The sequence below is a fragment of the Alteromonas sp. MmMcT2-5 genome (assembly GCF_022348315.1).
Classification (GTDB): domain Bacteria; phylum Pseudomonadota; class Gammaproteobacteria; order Enterobacterales; family Alteromonadaceae; genus Alteromonas; species Alteromonas macleodii.
Genome location: NZ_JAKRFB010000021.1, coordinates 1 through 19,662, shown reverse-complemented (window position 1 = coordinate 19,662; position 19,662 = coordinate 1). Strand labels below are relative to the sequence as shown.

18 protein-coding genes and 1 pseudogene are annotated in these 19,662 nt (G+C 44.3%); 13 read left to right on the top strand and 6 right to left on the bottom strand.

The features are described from left to right. Window positions 1-303: 303 nt before the first annotated feature. The 4 genes from yegQ (at window position 304) to MHN09_RS10540 (ending at window position 4,710) form a co-directional block, all read left to right on the top strand. A complete protein-coding gene (gene yegQ / locus MHN09_RS10555) occupies window positions 304-1,800 on the top strand; it encodes a tRNA 5-hydroxyuridine modification protein YegQ (RefSeq protein ID WP_275446496.1) in 1,497 nt (498 codons plus the stop codon). A gap of 3 nt (window positions 1,801-1,803) precedes the next feature. After that, the gene (locus MHN09_RS10550) at window positions 1,804-2,049 is read left to right on the top strand and encodes a YfhL family 4Fe-4S dicluster ferredoxin (protein WP_014976780.1); all 246 of its coding nucleotides are present in this window, start codon (window positions 1,804-1,806) and stop codon (window positions 2,047-2,049) included. A 118-nt stretch (window positions 2,050-2,167) separates the two neighbouring features. Beyond that, on the top strand, window positions 2,168-3,397 hold the full coding sequence (locus MHN09_RS10545) for an aminotransferase class I/II-fold pyridoxal phosphate-dependent enzyme (RefSeq protein ID WP_168463354.1): 1,230 nt from the start codon (window positions 2,168-2,170) through the stop codon (window positions 3,395-3,397). Window positions 3,398-3,534: 137 nt separating this feature from the next. Further along, the gene (locus MHN09_RS10540; protein ID WP_014949786.1) at window positions 3,535-4,710 is read left to right on the top strand and encodes a saccharopine dehydrogenase NADP-binding domain-containing protein; all 1,176 of its coding nucleotides are present in this window, start codon (window positions 3,535-3,537) and stop codon (window positions 4,708-4,710) included. A 74-nt stretch (window positions 4,711-4,784) separates the two neighbouring features. Here MHN09_RS10540 and MHN09_RS10535 read toward each other — a convergent pair whose 3' ends face one another. After that, the gene (locus MHN09_RS10535) at window positions 4,785-5,966 is read right to left on the bottom strand and encodes a histidinol-phosphate transaminase (RefSeq protein WP_239240614.1); all 1,182 of its coding nucleotides are present in this window, start codon (window positions 5,964-5,966) and stop codon (window positions 4,785-4,787) included. A gap of 370 nt (window positions 5,967-6,336) precedes the next feature. On the opposite strand from MHN09_RS10535, the gene MHN09_RS10530 reads away from it, so the two are divergent. From MHN09_RS10530 to MHN09_RS10515, 4 genes and pseudogenes are all read left to right on the top strand, one after another. Continuing rightward, entirely contained in the window at window positions 6,337-6,600 is a 264-nt protein-coding gene (locus tag MHN09_RS10530) for a Rho termination factor N-terminal domain-containing protein (RefSeq protein WP_168463356.1), read from the top strand. A 299-nt stretch (window positions 6,601-6,899) separates the two neighbouring features. After that, window positions 6,900-7,874 carry a DUF1852 domain-containing protein gene (locus MHN09_RS10525; protein WP_168463359.1) on the top strand — a complete coding sequence of 325 codons (975 nt, stop codon included), beginning with the start codon at window positions 6,900-6,902 and terminating at the stop codon, window positions 7,872-7,874. A 125-nt stretch (window positions 7,875-7,999) separates the two neighbouring features. Beyond that, a complete protein-coding gene (locus tag MHN09_RS10520; protein ID WP_039216499.1) occupies window positions 8,000-9,040 on the top strand; it encodes a methionine synthase in 1,041 nt (346 codons plus the stop codon). A gap of 727 nt (window positions 9,041-9,767) precedes the next feature. Then, window positions 9,768-12,609, top strand: a pseudogene (locus tag MHN09_RS10515) (TonB-dependent receptor). Between the two features lie 73 nt (window positions 12,610-12,682). Here MHN09_RS10515 and MHN09_RS10510 read toward each other — a convergent pair. Continuing rightward, window positions 12,683-13,132 carry an effector binding domain-containing protein gene (locus tag MHN09_RS10510; RefSeq protein ID WP_239240611.1) on the bottom strand — a complete coding sequence of 150 codons (450 nt, stop codon included), beginning with the start codon at window positions 13,130-13,132 and terminating at the stop codon, window positions 12,683-12,685. 247 nt (window positions 13,133-13,379) lie between these two features. On the opposite strand from MHN09_RS10510, the gene MHN09_RS10505 reads away from it, so the two are divergent. The 3 genes from MHN09_RS10505 (at window position 13,380) to MHN09_RS10495 (ending at window position 15,495) form a co-directional block, all read left to right on the top strand. Continuing rightward, window positions 13,380-14,264, top strand: a complete 885-nt coding sequence (locus MHN09_RS10505) for a DMT family transporter (protein ID WP_171338728.1) — start codon at window positions 13,380-13,382, stop codon at window positions 14,262-14,264. 384 nt (window positions 14,265-14,648) lie between these two features. After that, entirely contained in the window at window positions 14,649-14,867 is a 219-nt protein-coding gene (locus MHN09_RS10500) for a DUF2945 domain-containing protein (protein WP_239240608.1), read from the top strand. Window position 14,868: 1 nt separating this feature from the next. Next, window positions 14,869-15,495 (top strand): DNA-3-methyladenine glycosylase, encoded by a 627-nt coding sequence (locus MHN09_RS10495; RefSeq protein WP_239240605.1) that lies wholly within the window; start codon window positions 14,869-14,871, stop codon window positions 15,493-15,495. 16 nt (window positions 15,496-15,511) lie between these two features. Here the strand turns inward: MHN09_RS10495 and MHN09_RS10490 are convergent, their stop codons facing one another. The 4 genes from MHN09_RS10490 to MHN09_RS10475 all read right to left on the bottom strand — a co-directional run bounded on the left by MHN09_RS10490 (window position 15,512) and on the right by MHN09_RS10475 (window position 17,349). Beyond that, window positions 15,512-15,847: a hypothetical protein gene (locus MHN09_RS10490; protein WP_014979563.1), complete on the bottom strand. Its 336-nt coding sequence runs from the start codon at window positions 15,845-15,847 to the stop codon at window positions 15,512-15,514. Between the two features lie 37 nt (window positions 15,848-15,884). Further along, the gene (locus MHN09_RS10485) at window positions 15,885-16,265 is read right to left on the bottom strand and encodes a VOC family protein (protein ID WP_014976792.1); all 381 of its coding nucleotides are present in this window, start codon (window positions 16,263-16,265) and stop codon (window positions 15,885-15,887) included. A gap of 39 nt (window positions 16,266-16,304) precedes the next feature. Next, on the bottom strand, window positions 16,305-16,643 hold the full coding sequence (locus MHN09_RS10480) for a nuclear transport factor 2 family protein (RefSeq protein WP_039225393.1): 339 nt from the start codon (window positions 16,641-16,643) through the stop codon (window positions 16,305-16,307). A gap of 85 nt (window positions 16,644-16,728) precedes the next feature. Next, the gene (locus MHN09_RS10475; protein ID WP_039225391.1) at window positions 16,729-17,349 is read right to left on the bottom strand and encodes a LysE family translocator; all 621 of its coding nucleotides are present in this window, start codon (window positions 17,347-17,349) and stop codon (window positions 16,729-16,731) included. A 259-nt stretch (window positions 17,350-17,608) separates the two neighbouring features. Here MHN09_RS10475 and MHN09_RS10470 point away from each other — a divergent pair, with 259 nt between their 5' ends. Together MHN09_RS10470 and MHN09_RS10465 are read left to right on the top strand one after the other, a co-directional pair. Further along, window positions 17,609-19,036, top strand: a complete 1,428-nt coding sequence (locus MHN09_RS10470; RefSeq protein WP_039225389.1) for a PLP-dependent aminotransferase family protein — start codon at window positions 17,609-17,611, stop codon at window positions 19,034-19,036. A 107-nt stretch (window positions 19,037-19,143) separates the two neighbouring features. Then, window positions 19,144-19,551, top strand: a complete 408-nt coding sequence (locus MHN09_RS10465; RefSeq protein ID WP_014949801.1) for a hypothetical protein — start codon at window positions 19,144-19,146, stop codon at window positions 19,549-19,551. Window positions 19,552-19,662 lie beyond the last annotated feature (111 nt).

The following is a 19,662-nucleotide window of genomic DNA, read 5'->3' as shown; positions in this document are numbered from 1 at the left end:
GCCTACCCTATGTGGTGGGTTTTGCCCATGGTAGTTCATCGTTTAGTGCGCTCTTTTTGCTTGTTATTTAGCTGTGAACAGGCTTGGTTTTTCCTACCGAAGGTAATGCACTAAAAACGCAACTATATGGAAGAAAACAGCTGGCATTGACTCTGCTCAATTGCCGTTTAAACATTCAAAAACATGAGCGACAACAAATTATTTGATCTTGGTCAACACCAAGCTTTGTTTGAGTTGTAGAGGTATTTTACGGCTTATAAAATCCGCCGCCTTGTTTAAAGCGTCTAGTAGCGGTTTTTATCTATGACTTCAAAATTATCACCTAATCGCAGCTCTTCTAACCTACGTGAAGACTCAGTTTCAACATTGCCAAACCAAACGTTAATCGCGCCAGAGTTGCTTGCACCTGCGGGTAGCTTACGCAACATGCGCTACGCTTTCGCCTATGGCGCTGATGCTGTTTATGCTGGGCAGCCACGCTACTCGCTTCGCGTAAGAAACAACGAATTCAGCCTTGAAAACTTAGCGATAGGCATAGAAGAAGCACATGCTTTAGGTAAAAAGTTCTATGTAGTAAGCAACATTGCTCCGCACAACAGTAAGCTAGGTACCTACTTAAAAGATATTTCACCAGTAATTGCTATGAAGCCCGATGCGTTAATTATGTCGGACCCAGGGCTTATTATGATGGTGCGCGACGCCTTCCCTGAAATGCCTATTCACTTGAGTGTGCAGGCCAATGCGGTGAACTACGCCACGGTGAAGTTTTGGCAGAAACAAGGCATAGAGCGCGTTATTTTGTCCCGAGAGCTCTCTTTGGAAGAAATTGAAACTATTCGCGAGCATGTTCCAGACATGGAGTTGGAAGTGTTTGTGCATGGCGCGCTTTGTATGGCGTATTCGGGGCGCTGCTTATTGTCTGGATATATGAATAAACGCGATCCTAATCAGGGCACTTGTACCAATGCTTGTCGATGGTCTTACGATGTTAAGGCAGGCGAGGAAAACGAAACTGGCGACATCGTTCTAACCAGTGAGATTAATAAGGCAGTTACAGCACCTCAAGTGGTAAATCCTACCCTTGGTGAAGGCACGCCAAGCCCCAAAGTGTTTATGTTAGAAGAAAAGGAAAAGCCTGGAGAACTGATGCCAGCTTTTGAAGACGAACATGGCACCTATATTATGAATTCTAAAGATTTGCGTGCCGTGCAACATGTTGGCAGGTTAACCCAAATGGGCGTGCATAGTTTAAAAATAGAAGGCCGCACTAAATCACATTACTACTGTGCCCGAACCGCTCAAGTCTATAGAAAAGCAATTGACGACGCGGTAGCAGGAAAGCCTTTTGATAGTACATTAATGGGAAGCTTGGAAACTTTAGCTCATCGAGGTTATACCGAGGGTTTCTTGCGTCGCCATGCGCACCACGCGTATCAGAACTATGAGTATGGCCACTCAGTCAGCGATAAACAGCAATTTGTTGGTGAAGTGATTGACCGTTGTGAAGAGTCTGGCTATGCAATTATAAACGTTAAAAACAAATTCTGTGTAGGTGACTCGCTTGAGTTGATGACGCCAAGCGGCAACATTACCTTTACTCTAAATGAGATGCTGGATAAGAGAAACCATTCTATTACGGATGCTAAGGGTTCAGGACACCAAGTAAGAATACCGATACCCAGCGATGTGTCTCTAAACTTTGCCCTACTGCTGCGAAATTTAGATGAAGGCGTTGATACCCGCAATCCGTTTCGAAAAGCTCCTAGTGCAGTAACACCCGAAAACGCGAGCGAGGCATAATGCATGGCACTGCTTATTCTTGATAGCTGCATTAACTGCGACATGTGCGAACCCGAATGCCCTAATGCCGCTATAAGCATGGGTAATAAAGTGTATGAAATAGACCCGTTACGCTGTACAGAATGCGTGGGGCATTACGATGCCCCTACTTGCGTAGCGGTATGCCCTATCGATGTGGTTAAGCCCGACCCGAACAATAGAGAGTCACTAGACGAGCTGGCCGAAAAGTTTGTTCGTTTAAATAGTTAGCTATGAAGTAAGTCAGCGAGTTAATTGTACTTCTCGAAGAATTCCCTTGAATCATGACCAAGAGTGATCACTAATTGCGGTACAGTTTGAATTGGCACTTACTAATAAGGGTTTTATTTTGAAGTTTGCCTCTCGCGCTACGGCGATCTCTCCGTTTCTTGCTATGGCCTATGGCGAAAAAGCCACGACACTAGAACAGCAAGGTAAAGATGTTATAAGACTTAATTTAGGCGAGCCTGATTTCGGCGCACCCGCGGCAGTACTCGAGGCAATGAAAGAAAGCTTGAGTGCCCCAGATTTTCCCTATACCTCGGCGCTGGGCATGCCTGAACTACGTGAAGCCATTGCACGCTTTTATGAAGTTAAACATGGCGTAGCGGTAAGCCCTTCTAGAGTGGTCGTGACCGCTGGGGCTTCTGGCGCTTTACTTTTGGCAAGTGCTGCCTTGGTTGAACCAGGCGACAACGTGATATTGGGCGACCCTTCTTACCCTTGTAACCGACGTTTTTTAAACGCATTTGGCGCAGAGGTAACGCTGGTACCAACACGCAGTGAGGATAACTTTCAGCTAACCGTAACAAGTGTTGCCGATAATTGGAAGCACAACACGAAAGGCGTACTTATTGCCACACCTGCCAATCCTACTGGTACGGTTATAGATGCAGAAGAGTTGACTAAAATTGGCGAGTACTGCAAATCCAAAGGTGGCTTTTTAATTGTTGACGAAATTTACTTGGATCTATCGCTTTCGGCTGATCTTGATGTACGCAATGATACATTCGCTTCCCAATCGACCTTGGGCACTGATACCAAACTTCAAACCGTACTTGCCAATGCACAGCTTGAAGAAACAGTGGTCGTAATAAACAGTTTTTCCAAATATTTTGGCATGACCGGCTGGCGTCTTGGCTGGTGTGTGGTACCTGAAGCGATGACGCCCATCGTTGAAAAACTCGCGCAGAATTTGTTTATTTGCCCCTCTACCCTATCGCAAAAGGCTGCTCTTGCATGCTTTACACCAGAAGCATTGGCGCAATGCGAGCAAAACCGCCATACGCTGGAAAAGCGTGCTTCCCTTGTTTTTAGTGCACTTGAAAATATGGGGCTTGGTTTAGATGCAAAGCCTGACGGTGCGTTTTATGCCTACATCAATATTAAGCACATAGGGCTAAGTGCAATTGAATTTTGTGATGCCCTACTTTCACAACATCATGTAGCGCTTACGCCGGGTAATGATTTTGGTGAGCACAATGCAAACCATTACGTAAGACTGTCTTTCGCCACTAGCATTGAACGCTTGGAGGAAGGGCTTTCACGGCTAGCTGAGTTTGTAGAATCATTAAGCTAACGCTTTTTATGCTCACCATTTAATTTCGTGAATAGACAAATATTACCGAAAAAAATGATAGATATGGGTGCTTGTGCGTATATTGAGTAACGCATATTGATGACACGTGTCGAAACGAAATAAAACAGGACAAAACAATGAGTAACGAACGGGAATTTGATGTAGTTATCTTCGGTGCTACAGGTTTTACGGGTAAGTTAGTAGCTGAATATTTTCAGGCTCAGTATGGCAGCGATGACAACGTTAAGTGGGCGGTCGCAGGCCGAAACGAAGCTAAACTCAACGGCGTAAAAAAGGAGCTAGGCATTAGTGAAAGCGTTGCTAGCATTGTAGCCGATGGTGATGATGACGACGCGCTAGATGCGTTGACGAAGCGCACAGCCGTTGTACTTACCACTGTTGGTCCGTATCAAATTTACGGTGAAAAGTTACTTTCTGCATGTGTCGATAACGGCACCGGCTATACAGATCTTTGCGGTGAGCCAGCCTGGATGCACCAAATGATCAATAAGTACGAAGCGAAAGCTAAAGAAACCGGCGCAAACATTGTGTTCTCGTGTGGCTTTGACTCTGTGCCTTTTGACCTTGGTGTGTACTACCTTCAAGAACATGCAAAAAAGCAAACTGGCGATGTCATTGAATATGTAAAAGGTCGCGTTCGTAAAATGCAGGGCACGTTCTCTGGCGGTACGGCTGCAAGTTTAAAAGCGACCATGGCGGCTGCGCACAAAGATAAGTCTGTCATGGCGGCACTTATTAACCCGCACTCATTAACCGATGGCGCGTCAAATCAGCCACAGCCCGATGGCAATAAACCTTACTTCGATGAGCAGTTAGGCACATGGGTTGCACCATTTATTATGGCGGCCATCAATACTAAAAACGTTCATCGCACGAACTACCTGGGCGGATATAGCTACGGCAAGAACTTTCAATATGATGAAATGATGATGACTGGCCCAGGTGAGAAAGGTGAAGCCATGGCGAATCACGTTGCCAAAGATAAGTCGCTTGCAAGTGATGATGGCCCTAAACCAGGTGAAGGCCCGAGCAAAGAAGAGCGCGAAAATGGCTTTTACGATGTCATGTTTGTGGGTACCGCTACCAATGGTGATATGCTAGCCGTATCGGTAAAAGGCGACAAGGATCCAGGTTACGGCTCTACCAGTAAAATGATTTCAGAATCTGCCCTTTGCTTGTGCAAAGACGTTAGTTTATCTGGTGGTTTCTTCACACCTGCGGCAGCACTTGGTAACAAGCTTATCCGCCGTTTAGAAGAAAAAGCAGGCTTAACGTTTGCTATCGAGAAATAGCGATTCAAAAAACGAAGGCTGAACACAAATTGCGTTCAGCCTTTTCTCTCTGCGCTAGGTGTTATTGTTGTTTTTTAAGCGAGTACCGCTTTTAATGCTTTAACGCACGCGTCAGTTTCTTCAGGTGTCCCTACGCTAATGCGTGACCATGAGTCGTACCCAGGCCACGTACGCCCTACGACCTTTATACCTTGAGCTTTCATCTTTTCTGCAAATTTATCGTGCGGCATGCCCGTATCTATGTAAATAAAATTCCCTTGTGGATTTGGCGCAAACGGCTGCTTTAACTCTTTAGCTACTTTTACTAACTTTTCACGCTCAGTTTTAATGCGTGAGCGCATTGTGTTTAAGTTCTCATGATCATCCATACTTGCCATACCCGCTACTAATGCCAAGTAATTCACACCACCCATGCGCAGCATACCGCCCATTGTTTTAGCTTGCTCAGCAGGCATGATGGCGTAACCGAGACGCTGTCCCGCCATGGCGTGAATTTTAGAGAAGGTGCGGCAAATCACCACGTTGTACCCTTCAGCTACTAGCTTCGATTGCACATTAGCGGGGTAAGCATCAGACATTTCAATGTAGGCTTCATCGATGAAAACCTGTGCTTTCTTCGATACGCGTTTTGCAAAAGCGGTAAGCTTCGCCGCATCTACCATGCTCCCTGTCGGATTATTTGGATTACATACGTACACAGCAGTCGTATCTTCGGTTACTGCAGCTTCAATTGCATCTAGGTCAAAAGTCATATCATTGGCTAACGGCACGTAGGTCACGTCTGCCCCCATAAACTCAGCGCCCCGTGGTACGCCTTCGTAGGTTGCCATAGACGTTACCAGCTTATTGCCGTTTTTGGTGATCCAGTCCGCATAGCCAAAAAGAATAGGTGAAGATCCATTCGTAATTACGATTTGCTCAGCAGATACGCCTTCTTGCTCAGCAATTTTTTGCGCTAACACTTCAACCGTAGCGTCGGTATAACGCGCTAGGTTTAAAAGCTCGCTTTGCATTGCCTTTGCGGCTTTTTTTGACGGCCCAAAGGCGTTTTCATTTGACGATAAGCGAATAAGACCATCGTTTACATTGGGGGTAGCAGACGGGAAGTGTTCAGTTTGCATACCTGCGGCACGAAGGTCGCCCATAATACTGTCAACGCTGGTCGTTAGCGCTACTGCTCCTGCACCTAATCCCGCAGACTTTAACCAATTACGGCGTGAAGAATTCACGGTACTCTGTTGTTCATTTTTATTCATATTTCGCTCTGCCTTCCGTCTATATTCACTTTAGACTAAAGGCTTAATTTTGAACGCGCAATAGCATAAAAACGCTAAACCATTGACATAAATGCACTTTTTACGTGCATGTGGCGCACTAAAATTGACAACATAAGAAGTTTTAACGCGTTAAGTCGTTACATTACGGTGCAGCGTTATTTTGTCGTTTTTGGCGTTTGCGATGAATGACATTTTTACTGATGTTAAAGGCGCAGCACTCTCTCGCTATTGGTTCTTCGCACTTGAAGCCTGCCTTTTAAACGACTGTGTAATCCATCTATATAAATACAAAGTAAGAATTACGGCGAAACATTAATCGATTACTCAGTATGCAAAACAGGAGTTAAACATGTCTAAGGACCACGGCAACCAAATTAAAAACGACGACACTTACGAAGCCCTTCGCGAGGAAGGCTATAGCAAAGAGAAGTCGGCGCGCATTGCCAATGCGCAAGCCAATAGCGAACAAACGCCTTCTAAAGATGGTGGAAAAGGCAAAAAGTACGAGGATCGCACTAAAGAGGAACTGTATCAAAAGGCCAAGGAAGTCGGCATTGAAGGTCGCTCTAACATGAGCAAAGACGAATTAATTGATGCGTTACGCAATCATTAGCGGCGGATAGACCGCCACATACAAAAACTGGTCACTGTGGCGGTGATGATTACGTTTTATCAGACACGCATAATTTGTGCATTTCGTGGCAAACCTCAACTTCAAGTAAAGATCTACCACCTCAATAGTAGGCGACTAGCTCTTCGCCCGCTCAATATATGACAATATTTCATGATAAAATGAAAATAAGTCATTTTTATTCATAGTTAAATCAACGTATAACGTGTTCATAGCTTTTACAGCAGTCTCACTACTCGGTTTAACTTTAGGAATAGAAGCGCATTCTCATGAACAACAACGTGAACACAGATTTCTCTTTTACTATTAACAGCGTTCAGTTTAATGAAGATTATCGCCCTTCAGACAACACACGCATCACCACCAACTTCGCCAATTTAGCTCGTGGTCAACGCCGCAAAGAAAATTTGCGCGATGCACTAAGCATGATAAACAACCGCTTCAATGCACTGGCTAGCTGGGATAATGAATGTGGCGATCGCTATGCTGTCGAACTTGAAATTGTGTCGGTAGATATCGACGTTGAGGGTAACGGCAACACATTCCCAACTATCGAAATCTTACAAACCAATATAATTGACAAAAAAACGGGTAAACGCACTCAAGGTATTGTAGGAAACAACTTCTCGTCTTATGTGCGCGATTATGACTTTAGCGTTCGTCTATCTAATCACAACCGTGGCCAGTCTTCGTTCAGTGTCCCTACCGATTTTGGTGATCTGCACGGAAAGTTGTTTAAGTATTTCGTTAATTCAGAAGCCTATAAAGCACATTTTTCAAAGCTGCCGGTCATTTGTTTAAGCGTTTCCGACAATAAAACCTACCGTCGAACAGAAAATCAGCACCCCGTTTTAGGCGTTGAATATCAGCCTAATGAATCATCACTAACTGAACAGTATTTCAAGAAGATGGGCTTAAACGTGCGCTATTTCATGCCACCAAACAGTGCTGCTCCTTTTGCATTTTATTTCTTTGGTGATTTGTTAAACGACTACACCAATTTAGAACTTATCAGCACTATTGCTACGATGGAGACCTTCCAGAAAATTTATCGCCCTGAGATTTATAACGCTAACGCCCAGGCAGGTTTAAGCTACAAACCAAACTTGAAAAATAGCGATCACTCAGTGACTCGCATTGTTTATGACCGTGAAGAGCGGACTCATCTAGCCGTTGAACAGGGCAAGTTCGTAGAAGAGAACTTTATAAAGCCTTATCAACACAAGTTAGCGCAATTCACAGCAAGCTACGCCTGATCCGTTCATTTAAATACTTGCGATATTCAAACCGCACACGTTGCGACAACAAAACTATGATAAGGGCAGCAGGTTCTGCCCTTCGCGCATCCATACAAATTATTGATTAGAAGAAAGCGAATCACATGAAAAAACTACTCCCCACTTCAATTGCAGGCAGTCTTCCAAAACCATCGTGGCTTGCACAGCCTGAAACCCTGTGGTCGCCGTGGAAGCTAGAAGATGAAGCATTAGAGGAAGGCAAAAAAGACGCGCTTCGCGTTACGCTTCAGGAACAAGCTCTATCAGGCATCGATATTGTGTGTGACGGTGAGCAAACCCGTCAGCATTTTGTAACTACTTTTATTGAGCACCTAGACGGTGTTGATTTTGAAAACCGTAAAACCGTACGTATTCGCAATCGCTACGACGCTAGCGTACCTGTCGTTACCCAAGCTGTTACACGGCCAAAATCAGTGTTCGTTGAAGACGCAAAGTTCTTGAGAAGCCAAACCGATCAGCCCATCAAATGGGCGTTACCTGGTCCTATGACGATGGTTGATACGCTGTACGACGACCATTATAAAAGTCGCGAAAAACTTGCGTGGGAGTTTGCCAAAATACTAAACCAAGAGGCAAAGGAGCTTGAGGCTGCTGGTGTTGACATTATCCAGTTTGATGAACCTTCGTTTAACGTATTTTTCGATGAAGTCAATGAATGGGGTATTGCCGCTTTAGAAAGAGCCATTGAAGGGCTTAAATGCGAAACTGCAGTGCACATTTGCTACGGATATGGCATCAAAGCTAATACCGATTGGAAGAAGACATTAGGCTCTGAGTGGCGACAATATGAGGAGAGCTTTCCTAAGTTAGCAAAATCCAATATTGATATGGTTTCTCTGGAGTGCCATAACTCTCATGTACCCATTGAACTGATCTCGCTTCTTAAAGGCAAAAAAGTGATGGTGGGCGCTATTGATGTTGCAACTGACACAATAGAGACACCAGAAGAAGTAGCAGCTACATTACGTGAAGCATTAAAGTACGTGGATGCCGACAAACTCTACCCTTGTACAAACTGTGGTATGGCGCCCCTTTCACGACAGGTTGCTCGAGGCAAGCTTGAGGCGCTCAGCGCTGGCGCTGAAATAGTAAGGCAGGAATTAGCTCAGAAGCTCAGTGCTTAATACGCCTCAAAACTTTTGTTAAGCAAGAGCATTTTGAAAGCGCACTAAAGCCCATATCAACGTGGGCTTTTTTATTTCTAGCGGTTCAAAACAGTATCAGCGTTATTCTCATCTATTCGACCTTATTTAAGGTTAACTCCCTTACATTATTTATAGTTTCCACAGAATCAAGGATAATTAAAAACATCATTAAGAAATAAGAGGAAAAATATAACACATGGAAAAGCAACAAACATTTAACTTATGAGCAACATTAGCAATTACCTGATTTAAAACAGCGACAAAACAACTATTATTCACGTTAAAAAAAGAAACTTTAATATACACGGTTTAAATTTACTCAGTTAGTGCAATATACGAGCAAAAACCTTCTAACTCAAAATTAACCAAGAAAATTAAAAACAAGACGAAAACCGCCTAATAAGCGCTCTAAAAAGACACTTTTCGACCACATGGTCAATATAAAAACAATTATTGAACATTATTAATACAATACTTAAAAATATTAATTAAACCTACTATTTATAAATTCTTTAAAATTAAGTTAACTCTTTCATAGCTAGAATTTAATTCACCGCAAAAAATTGATTTATTTAATACTAGATAATTAGAATGCGCGCCATTGCAACATAAGTAAAAACTACGCATGCAATTTGGCTAGCCCTTGCCTATTTACGGGGCGTTAACCAACAACAAGCACGTAAATCTAATTCACTAGGAACAATCCATGAAAAATATTGCAACTGCAGTTCAGTTAGCATTAGCAGGAAGTGTCGCGTTGACCTCAGGCAACGTTCTTGCACAGGACTCAACAAATGAAAGCGCTGACGTTGAAAAAATTCAGGTCACCGGTTCTCGTATCTCTCGTCAGGGCGCTATCGCTCCATCACCAGTAACAGCCATTTCTGGTGAGTCACTTCTTAATTCAGGTGCGATGAATATTTGGTGAGGTGCTTAATGAGCTTCCTTCACTTGCAAACACATTCTCATTGGGTAATTCAGGTCAATTTATTGGAACTGCTGGTCTAAATATTCTTGACCTACGAGGTATGGGTACTGACCGCACGTTAGTATTGGTAGACGGTAAACGTCACGTATCTTCTTCAGCAGGTTCTGCAGCGGTTGATACCAACACCATCCCTACTTCATGGATTGAGCGCGTAGAAATCGTTACTGGCGGTGCTTCTGCGGTTTATGGTGCAGATGCAGTAACTGGTGTTGTTAACTTCATTCTTAAAAAGAACATTGAAGGTTTCGACGTGAGTGCGACGCAAGGCTTTGCACAGGAAAACGGTTATAAGAACGATAAATACCAAGCATCATACGGCTTTAACTTCGACAATGATCGCGGCAACATTGCTTTTGCAGCCGAATACAGCTCACAAGAAGCTTTAGAGGCCCTTGACAACCCTTGGACTGCAACGTCGTATCGTAATATGAGCTTTGAAAGCATCATGGGATACGAGCGCAGTGATGACCAGTTAAATTCAACGGCATTTCCTGACAACTTTTACACTGCTAATGCGGGCTACTACACACTAAACAACTCTGGCGTTTTTGGCGGCAACTCTCAGACTTTCAACGCTGACGGTTCAATTCGCGAAATCTACACCGGTGACCAAGTAGACGGTGCGTTCTGCGCAAACTGTGATTCGTTTAACCTGCGCCAGTTTACGCAGCTTCAGCCTGAGTTTGATCGTACTAACCTAAATGTAAAAGGTAACTACGAGCTAAACGACGACACCACAGTGTATGCACAGGCTAAGTACGCGCGTACTCGTGCAATTACAATGGGCCAGCCTGCTTTCTTCTATGGCGGCTCAGAGACAACCATTTATCGTAACAATGCCTTTCTAGATGATAGCGTTGCCGCATACATGGATGAAAACGAACTAGACAGCATTCAGCTTAACCGCATGATGACTGACCTAGGGCGCCGCACCGAAGCAGACGAGCGTGAAACTTATCGCTACGTGCTAGGTATCGAAGGCTACATGGGTGACGAGTGGAGCTACGAGGCATTTGTAAACTACGGCAAAACTGAATTAGAGCGTGAGAACCGCAACAACCTTGTTTTGCAAAACTTCGAAAATGCACTTAATGCAGTAACTGACGGCGATGGAAACATTGTTTGTGCGTCAGGTAGTGATGACGGCTGTGTACCGCTGAACATTATGGGCTTTGGTCAGCCTTCACAAGAAGCAATTGACTACGTCAATACTACATCAGTTGGCACAAGCAAAATTGAACAATACAACGCTGGCGCAACCATCGCAAACTCTGGTATTTATGAATTACCTGCAGGATACGTTGGCTTTGCAGCCGGTGTTGAATATCGCAAAGAAAAAAGCGAAATTGAAGAACCTGATAATGCAGCGGGTACCTTTTTCAACACTCTAGGTGAAGATAAAGGCGATTACGATGTATCAGAAGTATTTACTGAAGTTACTATTCCACTACTTGCCGATCTCCCTGGCGTAGAAATGCTGACATTTGATACTGCGGCGCGTATTGCCAACTACTCTTCGATTGGCAACGCGAAAAGCTGGAAGCTTGGTCTAGATTGGAAAGTGTATGAAGATTTACGTCTACGTGCGACAAAATCATCTGCACTACGCGCGCCGAACATCGGTGAACTTTATGGTGAAGCAAGCCAAACCTTCTTCCGCGTAGACGATCCATGTCGTACAGACAACCTTGCTGACTTAGCCAACGCCGACCAACGCATTGCAAACTGTGCAGCGTTAGGTATCCCTGCAGATTTCAACTCTGATTACGACTCAGCAACGCTAGAAGGCGTAAACGGTGGAAACATTGACTTGCAAGCGGAGAGCTCAATCTCTAAAACACTAGGTGTTGTCTATACTCCTAGCTGGTTTGAAGGCTTTACCGCTACTGTTGACTACTGGGAAATCGAGCTGACAGACGCGATTTCGTCTATTGACGGCCAAACAATTTTGGACCGCTGTGTTGACTCTGAGTCGGGTATTAACAACGTATACTGTGGCCTTATCGACCGTGATGGAACTACCGGTGAAATCACTCAGATTCGTAGCTATGCATTGAACATCGCGGGTCAAGAAGCCAAGGGTATCGACTTCGAACTAGGATATGATTTCGACGCGCTAGAAGGCGCATTCCGTACTAGCTTGATTGCGACTTACCTTAAAGACCGCAAAGAATTCCCATTCCAAGATAACCCTGAGGTATTCTATCAGTACGCAGGTACGGCAGGTGAATCTGATTGGCAGGGTGTATTCACCATCAACTATAGCCGTGGTGATTGGGAAGCAAGCTGGAAAACTCGCTACCTAGAACGTTCAAGCCTTTACGACAACCAAGAGTTAGCGCGTAACCCAAATCCGAGCAACCGTATGGAACTGCCTTCATACGCTGTGACTGACGTGACCGCGGGTTACAACTTTGCTAACGGTGTTAGCCTAACCGTGGGTATTGATAACCTGTTTAACCGTGCGCTACCGACAGGCACGACAGGCACGGGTTCAATAGACGGCGCGTACGACAATATTGGCCGCTTCGGATACGTTACCGTAGCGTACAAAATGTAATTTACGTAATATTGAGCAATGATAAAAACGGCGCTTATTAGCGCCGTTTTTTTATTATAAAGTTAACATGACGTCATTTTATCGCTATATAGACGTCTATATGATTGCCATTCACATAGTGCTCGAAGTCTATTGAAAACGTCCTTTCATACTCGGCACCTCCTTCTGTGAAATAGCGCCAAATATCGCTCCATGCATCAATGGCAATTTGCGGCATTTCACCTTGTCGCGAAAAAACGAGATACTTTCCTGCGGGAATAGTGATGTGCTCAACCTTTAAATGTTCGGGCACTGAGTCACCGTCAAACCCAGCCAACACGGAAAAGTCACCGGAATGATCGGATTCGTAGTTGAAATACACGCCATACACTCGCTCGCCGCCTTTATAGTCAACAGCTATCGAATTATCAAACCTTTGCCAAAGTGTGGGTATCTTTCCCTGTGGTGAGAATTCAGTGTGATTATTGGTAATCACCGAAAAGCCTTTAATATCTATCGGTGAAGAGAGTTGTCGCATTTCCATGTCTTTATTCCATTTATTTGTGCGAGATAATCATGATACACGCTTGTGCTTTGCCCACCATTCAGATCTTGGTTATTTCACTTACTTTTCATGTGTATTCTAACTGCAAAGTAAAAGGCTCATTGGTTTAAAATAATGAAACTAGCTGTTATCACCTTTTAATTTTCAATACTTTCCCTTATCAACGAGCATTTCAGTTTTAGAACAAATATAATCCTGTTTTGTCTCATCCAGGTTGCAATATATTGTGAATCAACGTTTTTTACTTGCCATAGTCGCAGTGCTTCTGGCGATGGTAACCATACAGTCTGGTGCATCGTTTGCGAAGCAACTCTTTCCTATCGTCGGCCCTGAAGGCACCAGTGCTCTTCGTGCGTTTTTCGCCGCGTTGGTGTTAACAATAATTTTTAGGCCTTGGAGAGCGCGCTTAAGCGCAAAAGGATGGCGTAACGTTATTTTCTACGGCGCTTGCTTAGGCGCAATGAATATCATCTTCTATCTTGCGATTGAGCGTATTCCCCTTGGCATAGGTGTTGCGCTTGAGTTCACCGGACCATTGGCTGTGGCATTTTTTAGTGCCAGAAAAAAGAGAGACTTTGCTTGGGCTATTTTAGCCGTTGCAGGCGTTTGTTTGCTGCTTCCCGATATTGGCGGCGCGTCGGCCGAGAGCTTAGATCCCGTCGGCGTTATTCTTGCCCTTACAGCCGGAGCGTTTTGGGCCGGTTACATCGTATTTGGAAACAAAACAGGCAACGAAGGTTCTGGCGGTGTTACGGTAACATTAGGCATGCTAGTGGCCGCTATCTGTGTAGTGCCTATTGGCGTTGCAAGTCAAGGTATCGCCTTACTCTCGCCACAGGCTATTTTCATCGGGTTCGCTGTAGGCGTATTCTCGTCGGCTATTCCATATACGTTAGAAATGAGTGCGATGCGCAATATGCCTAAGCAAACCTTCAGCATTATGATGAGTGTTGAGCCTGCCGTTGCAGCCATAGCGGCGTTCATCATTATTGATGAAACCCTCACGCTTTCACAATGGTTTGCAGTGGCTTTAGTCGTTATTGCTACCGCCGGGAGTTCAGCTACGCAAAAACAACTACCCAAACAAAAACAAATTGAAACCCTATCCTAGGGCCTGTTGACCTTTGGTGTACGAATTTTGGTCTAAATGGAAGCCTTTTAATCGCGAAACAGTCCTGCAAGCCTAGCGAGCTAAGTTAAAGGACTGTGACAAAGAGTAAAAGGCTTCCATAACGACCCCTTCGGGCAGCGCCTTTGTGCCATCTATACTGCGTTGAATGTTTTCGATTTAGAACCACTAAACCGTCAAACATCCGCCTTGTCTAGATGGCACACAGACCGCTGCAAAAATGTACAACAAAGGTCAACAGGCCCTAGAGTTTCAAACTTTCTTTACTTTTTTACCATCCTTATTTTCCCCCTTTTTGAACTCAGGTCTTATTCTTTTCGTTAAACAACTAAGTTAATAGTTGATTTAGTGGCTTAGGGAAAAATTATGAAACATTATGCGGTAAATACAGAAGTAGAATGGGAATGGGGAAACGGTAGTGCAACGGGTAATATCAGAGAAAAATTTACCAATGATGTAGAGCGCACGATTAAGGGTTCGTCGGTAAAACGAGAGGCTAGCGACAGCGACCCAGCATATCTCATTGAACAGGACGACGGTAGCAAAGTGCTAAAATCTCACAGCGAAATTATGAAGTCGTCTTAATTTGTTGATTAATAAACCTAAACGAAAAATACAGCGTTCTTTTTTCACTGATAGCGATGTCGTCAATATAGCGAAATCGCTCATTGGTAACTTCTTGTTTAGTAATGTCGACGGCGTACTAACCGGGGGAACGATAACAGAAACGGAAGCCTACCGTGGTCATCAGGATCTTGCCATGGAAAAACACCTGTTGCGGCGCCCTTCTTCGATAACAACACTTAAAAAGCAAGGCGGCGTTGCTTACATCTACACCATTTATGGTTCTCACAGTATGTTGAATATTGTTACAAATGACGCTGACCACACTGATTCAGTTCTGATCCGAAAAATTAAGCCTACAGAAGGTGTAGACAAAATGCGTGAACGTCGCGGCATGAAGACATCATTGCGTAATCTATGTGACGGTCCAGCTAAGCTGACACAAGCTCTTGCAATAACACCTGCGCTTAACGGTGAGCCTGTGTTAAATAACACTCTGATTTGGATTGAGGAAAGTAACCATGCCATTGCTAGCAAACACATCGCTAGTTCGCCTCGCATTGGCATAGACTACGCAAAAGACGCTCAATCCGGTAAGCTAGGTGCACGAGATGACACAACCTTGCCTTGGCGGTTCACGCTTAAGTAGCGCACCTCAATTGAAACTACTTCGCAAAAGCGAAAGTCAGCTTGCAGTCGATGTATTTGAGCAATTTGTTTACCACCCTTGGCACGGCAATATCACCGTTAGCAATTTTTGATTCAACATAAATATCGCAGTCATCATATTGAATTTGCTGGCGAATAACGTAATCGTTGAGTTCGTCAAACAGGCTTTCTTTTAAAGGCACCATGCCAATGAACGCACCTGAGCCTTTTTCATCTACAAATTCTTCACGCTTACTAAAGTAAGCGCCTTCAATTTCTCGTTTTAGCGTATACGCCTGCATGGCATCTAATTTTGTTAAGCGAAAGTGCACGCTAGTTTGGGAGTCTGTCACTGGTTATCTCAGTTTTTCTTGAAGTTTATCTAAATGGCTACTGCTTTATTTCCACTTTCCAAGGCGGGTTCACTCTATTCTCTCCTGCCCAGTACAGCTTTATTTTGTTGCCAGATGGATCTCTTAAAATGGCCTCTTTCCAAAGGTAGCGCTGCTGCGTTGGCGGCTGCTCAAAACGAATACCTTTTTCCACAAGAGAGGTATACAACTCTTCTAGCGCCTCGTGTTCAAAATAGATCACACTGTGATTTTGAGCACTTTCGCTTTCTAAAGAGAGCGAAAAAGTGGACGAGCCTTCAGGACAGGTGAATCTGGCATAATGCGGTGTATCTACAATTTGAGTGAACCCAAGTGTAAGGTAAAACTCCACCGCTTCGACCATATTAGTAACGGGTAACGTGACTTGGTTCAATTCCATGAAGACCTGCTCCTTGTATTTGTATTGTTTGCGCTAGATTTAATCGTCGCGTCCTAGATAAGCATGAATAGCTATGATTTTACCGTTTTCATTAAATTTCAAGACATCAACAACGAACAGTGTTTCAGACTTATCCACCACAATTTTGAGCTCACCAGACACCATCTTCTCGTTTACCATAGTAGACAGCACATCTATTTCTATCGAGTCAGCATTCTCAAAGTTCTTACGTGTTTCATCAACGGCCAACCGTTTACCTTTTACAGAAATTTTCCAGTCCCTTAATGCAATGTCATCCGCAAACATATCGGAAACACTGTCTAGGTCCTTTTGTTCATAGGCTCTTAAGTATTGAATAAAGACTTCGACCCACTCCATTTTACGTGTTCCCTTTATCAGTTTTTTAAAAGACACCAGCCAATCGGTTTACACCCAAAAGGCCAGCGTCCAGTTAATATAACCGTTACACTATCAAAAATAACGTGGCTGCTGTGGCCGCGCCCATTGTAAGGTTAAACTGCCGTCTTCGAGTTGGCGAACTCAACCACACGCGTATTTTTGCGCCTACCGCTGCCCAAAGCGAGATGCTTGGAAAACCAATCACGGCAAAAGCGGTAACAATCGCAATACCAGATTGGGTGTAGTGCTCGCCAGGCAGTGAAAACGTGCCTACGCTGGCTAACGCCATCATCCATGCTTTAGGGTTAATTAACTGAAATAATGCCCCTTCCCACCACTTGAGCGGCCCTTGGCGTTTGGTCGACTTAATTTTGTTTTCTACTAGGCCTACTGGCTCATCTACGGGGCCAGTGGCAATTTTAAATGCTAACCATAACAGGTATGCCACGCCAAGTACTTTTAGCACACTGTACAGTACGGGAAATATGTTGAACAGCGCACCAATGCCTAGCAGTGTGCTTATCATTAGACCTGCAACACCAATTACAATACCCAGCATGTGCGGCAGCGAACGTTTATAACCGTATTGTGCCCCAGAAGCCAATAGCATCATATTATTCGGGCCAGGCGTTACCGTACTGATGAACGCGAATGTCGCAAGCGCGATGAGTAAAGATGTTTCCATGACAGTCCTTATGTGTTGAGGTGAGCAATGCGTTTCTTTAAAAGAAAGGGGTCGGTTAACCAAACGCTTGTTTTTCACCAACACAATACAATCATATTTTTGTATGCATCATACCCAAACACACTTAAAAACAGCCATACAGTTTAGTCATTGTAACGTCTGTATGGTAGTTATTTCACCAATCTGTATGGTTAAAAGCTCCTGCCAATTAAGATATAGTTATCTGTATGCAGATGACTTCATAAGAATAAATATTGCGATGACGCTTTACGAAACATTAGCCAATGAACTTAAAGCCCAAATCGAGCGTGGTGTTTTTGAGGTGGGGAACAAGTTACCTTCGGTTAGGCAGCTGTCAACGGAGCATAAAGTAAGTATAGCTACCGTGCAGGAAGCATATCGAGTGTTAGAAGCGCAGCAACTGGTAGAGGCAAAACCTAAATCAGGTTATTTTGTCGCCCGTAGTATCTTAATAGATAACACCCCTAGCATGACGAAGCCTCCGCAACGCCCTATGGATGTGTCTCAATGGGAAGATGTGCTAGACACTTTACTTAATACCTTCAATAAAGATCATGACGCTAAAACCCTGTGCCAGTTTCAGCATGCCATGCCCAACATGACTGCCAAAACCCTTAAACCGCTTATAAAACGCCTGCATGAACTCACCAAACATCGAGCCTTGGACGGCATGATATACGGTGACGTAAAAGGTGATGAAACTCTGCGAAAACAGCTAAGCCGATTGGCCGCAGCATCTGGCTGTGTGTTGCAAAGCGACGAATTCATTGTGACTTCTGGCTGCCAGGAAGCCTTATCTGTTTGCCTTCGCGCAGTGGCGAGCGCCGGTGATGTGATAGCGGTAGAATCCCCCGGATTCTATGGTGCTATGCAAGCTATAAAAGGCGCTGAATTAAAAGCATTAGAGATCCCCACCGACTCTGAAACAGGACTGAGTTTAGAGGCATTAAAGCTAGCGCTTGATCAATGGCCGATCAAGGCCATTTTAGTCGCCCCAACGGTAAATAACCCTCAAGGATTCGTTATGCCTGAGGCGAAAAAGAAAGCGTTATATGAATTGGCCAGAGAGTACGACGTAGCCATTATAGAGGACGACATTTACGGCGATATTGCCTACGCTTACCCTCGTCCAAAAACCATTAAATCTTTCGATAAAGATGGGCGTGTTTTACTGTGCTCCTCGTTTTCAAAAACGCTAGCGCCTGGTTTTCGCGTGGGTTGGATAGCGCCGGGAAGCTATAGAAATAAAGTGCTCCACGTTAAATATGTCAGTAGCTCTATGTGCCCTACTCTACCCCAATTAGCTATAGCCAGTTTCATTGAGCAAGGCGGTTATGACAAACATATTCGGGCTATGCGTCACCATTACCTAAGTGCACGAGACGCACTACGTTCAGACATTAAGCGTTACTTTCCCGCCGACACCTGTATTAGCTACCCTCAAGGGGGCTATGTGCTTTGGGTAGAGCTAAACAGCCGTTATGACTCCGTGAAGCTGGCTGACGAAGCCAAGCAAAAAGGAATTTATGTCGCGCCAGGGCAACTATTTTCGGCAACAGGTAAGTATCGACATTGCCTGCGTTTTAATTTCATTGATAGTACGCAGGCTGCACGCACCGAAGCTATTCAGCGTCTTGGTGAGATGCTTGTTGCACAAGAAGCCTAATTTTTTATACAAAGTGCGTAAACCCAAGGGCAGTTGATCCACATCAACGCAGGCTAGCCGTAAGTCCACCAAAATAAAACCATCCAAACTAACCTGTGAAACTTTGTATGCTTACGTTAGTGAATAATACAGATGCGAATGATGACATTGTGCCTGAAGCACACGGACTATACCGTCTGCATTTAAAGCCTAACACGCAAATGGCGATAGAGAATAAGCCCGTCTTCGGTGCGAATATTACGCTACATAGCAGCGTATTGAGGCACGATAATTTTGTGGCAACGCCAGATAATATATTAGGTTGGCTGGATCACTGCGGTTTGTCACACTTTGCAGTGAAAGCCGAGACCGACAATTCAGAAAGTGAAGACACGTCTGTACTTTTGCCTTCACAGTTTTTAAATGCCGAAGGCGGAATTTTGCGTGTAACTGCCCCCACTCGCATTTATCTAATCAGCAAAACCCCAATTGATATTAACAAACGCGGCCTGTGCCTTTTTACGCCAGTAAAATAACCACACAGAAATGTACTCTGACCCTGAGGGATCCCCACGAATTTAATTCCATGTGCCTGCGGTCCAGGCCCCGTCGACTATGGAGCTGTACCATTTGAGTGCAGTTTTCCA

What these genes read in the sequence shown, in the direction of transcription:
- MHN09_RS10540 (WP_014949786.1), top strand. Translation starts at nt 3,535, where the DNA reads ATGAGTAACGAACGGGAATTTGATGTAGTTATCTTCGGTGCTACAGGT.
- MHN09_RS10510 (WP_239240611.1), bottom strand. Translation starts at nt 13,132, where the DNA reads ATGGAAATGCGACAACTCTCTTCACCGATAGATATTAAAGGCTTTTCG.
- MHN09_RS10480 (WP_039225393.1), bottom strand. Translation starts at nt 16,643, where the DNA reads ATGGAGTGGGTCGAAGTCTTTATTCAATACTTAAGAGCCTATGAACAA.
- MHN09_RS10470 (WP_039225389.1), top strand. Translation starts at nt 17,609, where the DNA reads ATGACGCTTTACGAAACATTAGCCAATGAACTTAAAGCCCAAATCGAG.
- MHN09_RS10485 (WP_014976792.1), bottom strand. Translation starts at nt 16,265, where the DNA reads ATGGAATTGAACCAAGTCACGTTACCCGTTACTAATATGGTCGAAGCG.
- MHN09_RS10500 (WP_239240608.1), top strand. Translation starts at nt 14,649, where the DNA reads ATGAAACATTATGCGGTAAATACAGAAGTAGAATGGGAATGGGGAAAC.
- MHN09_RS10520 (WP_039216499.1), top strand. Translation starts at nt 8,000, where the DNA reads ATGAAAAAACTACTCCCCACTTCAATTGCAGGCAGTCTTCCAAAACCA.
- MHN09_RS10530 (WP_168463356.1), top strand. Translation starts at nt 6,337, where the DNA reads ATGTCTAAGGACCACGGCAACCAAATTAAAAACGACGACACTTACGAA.
- MHN09_RS10465 (WP_014949801.1), top strand. Translation starts at nt 19,144, where the DNA reads ATGCTTACGTTAGTGAATAATACAGATGCGAATGATGACATTGTGCCT.
- yegQ (WP_275446496.1), top strand. Translation starts at nt 304, where the DNA reads ATGACTTCAAAATTATCACCTAATCGCAGCTCTTCTAACCTACGTGAA.
- MHN09_RS10535 (WP_239240614.1), bottom strand. Translation starts at nt 5,966, where the DNA reads ATGAATAAAAATGAACAACAGAGTACCGTGAATTCTTCACGCCGTAAT.
- MHN09_RS10475 (WP_039225391.1), bottom strand. Translation starts at nt 17,349, where the DNA reads ATGGAAACATCTTTACTCATCGCGCTTGCGACATTCGCGTTCATCAGT.
- MHN09_RS10550 (WP_014976780.1), top strand. Translation starts at nt 1,804, where the DNA reads ATGGCACTGCTTATTCTTGATAGCTGCATTAACTGCGACATGTGCGAA.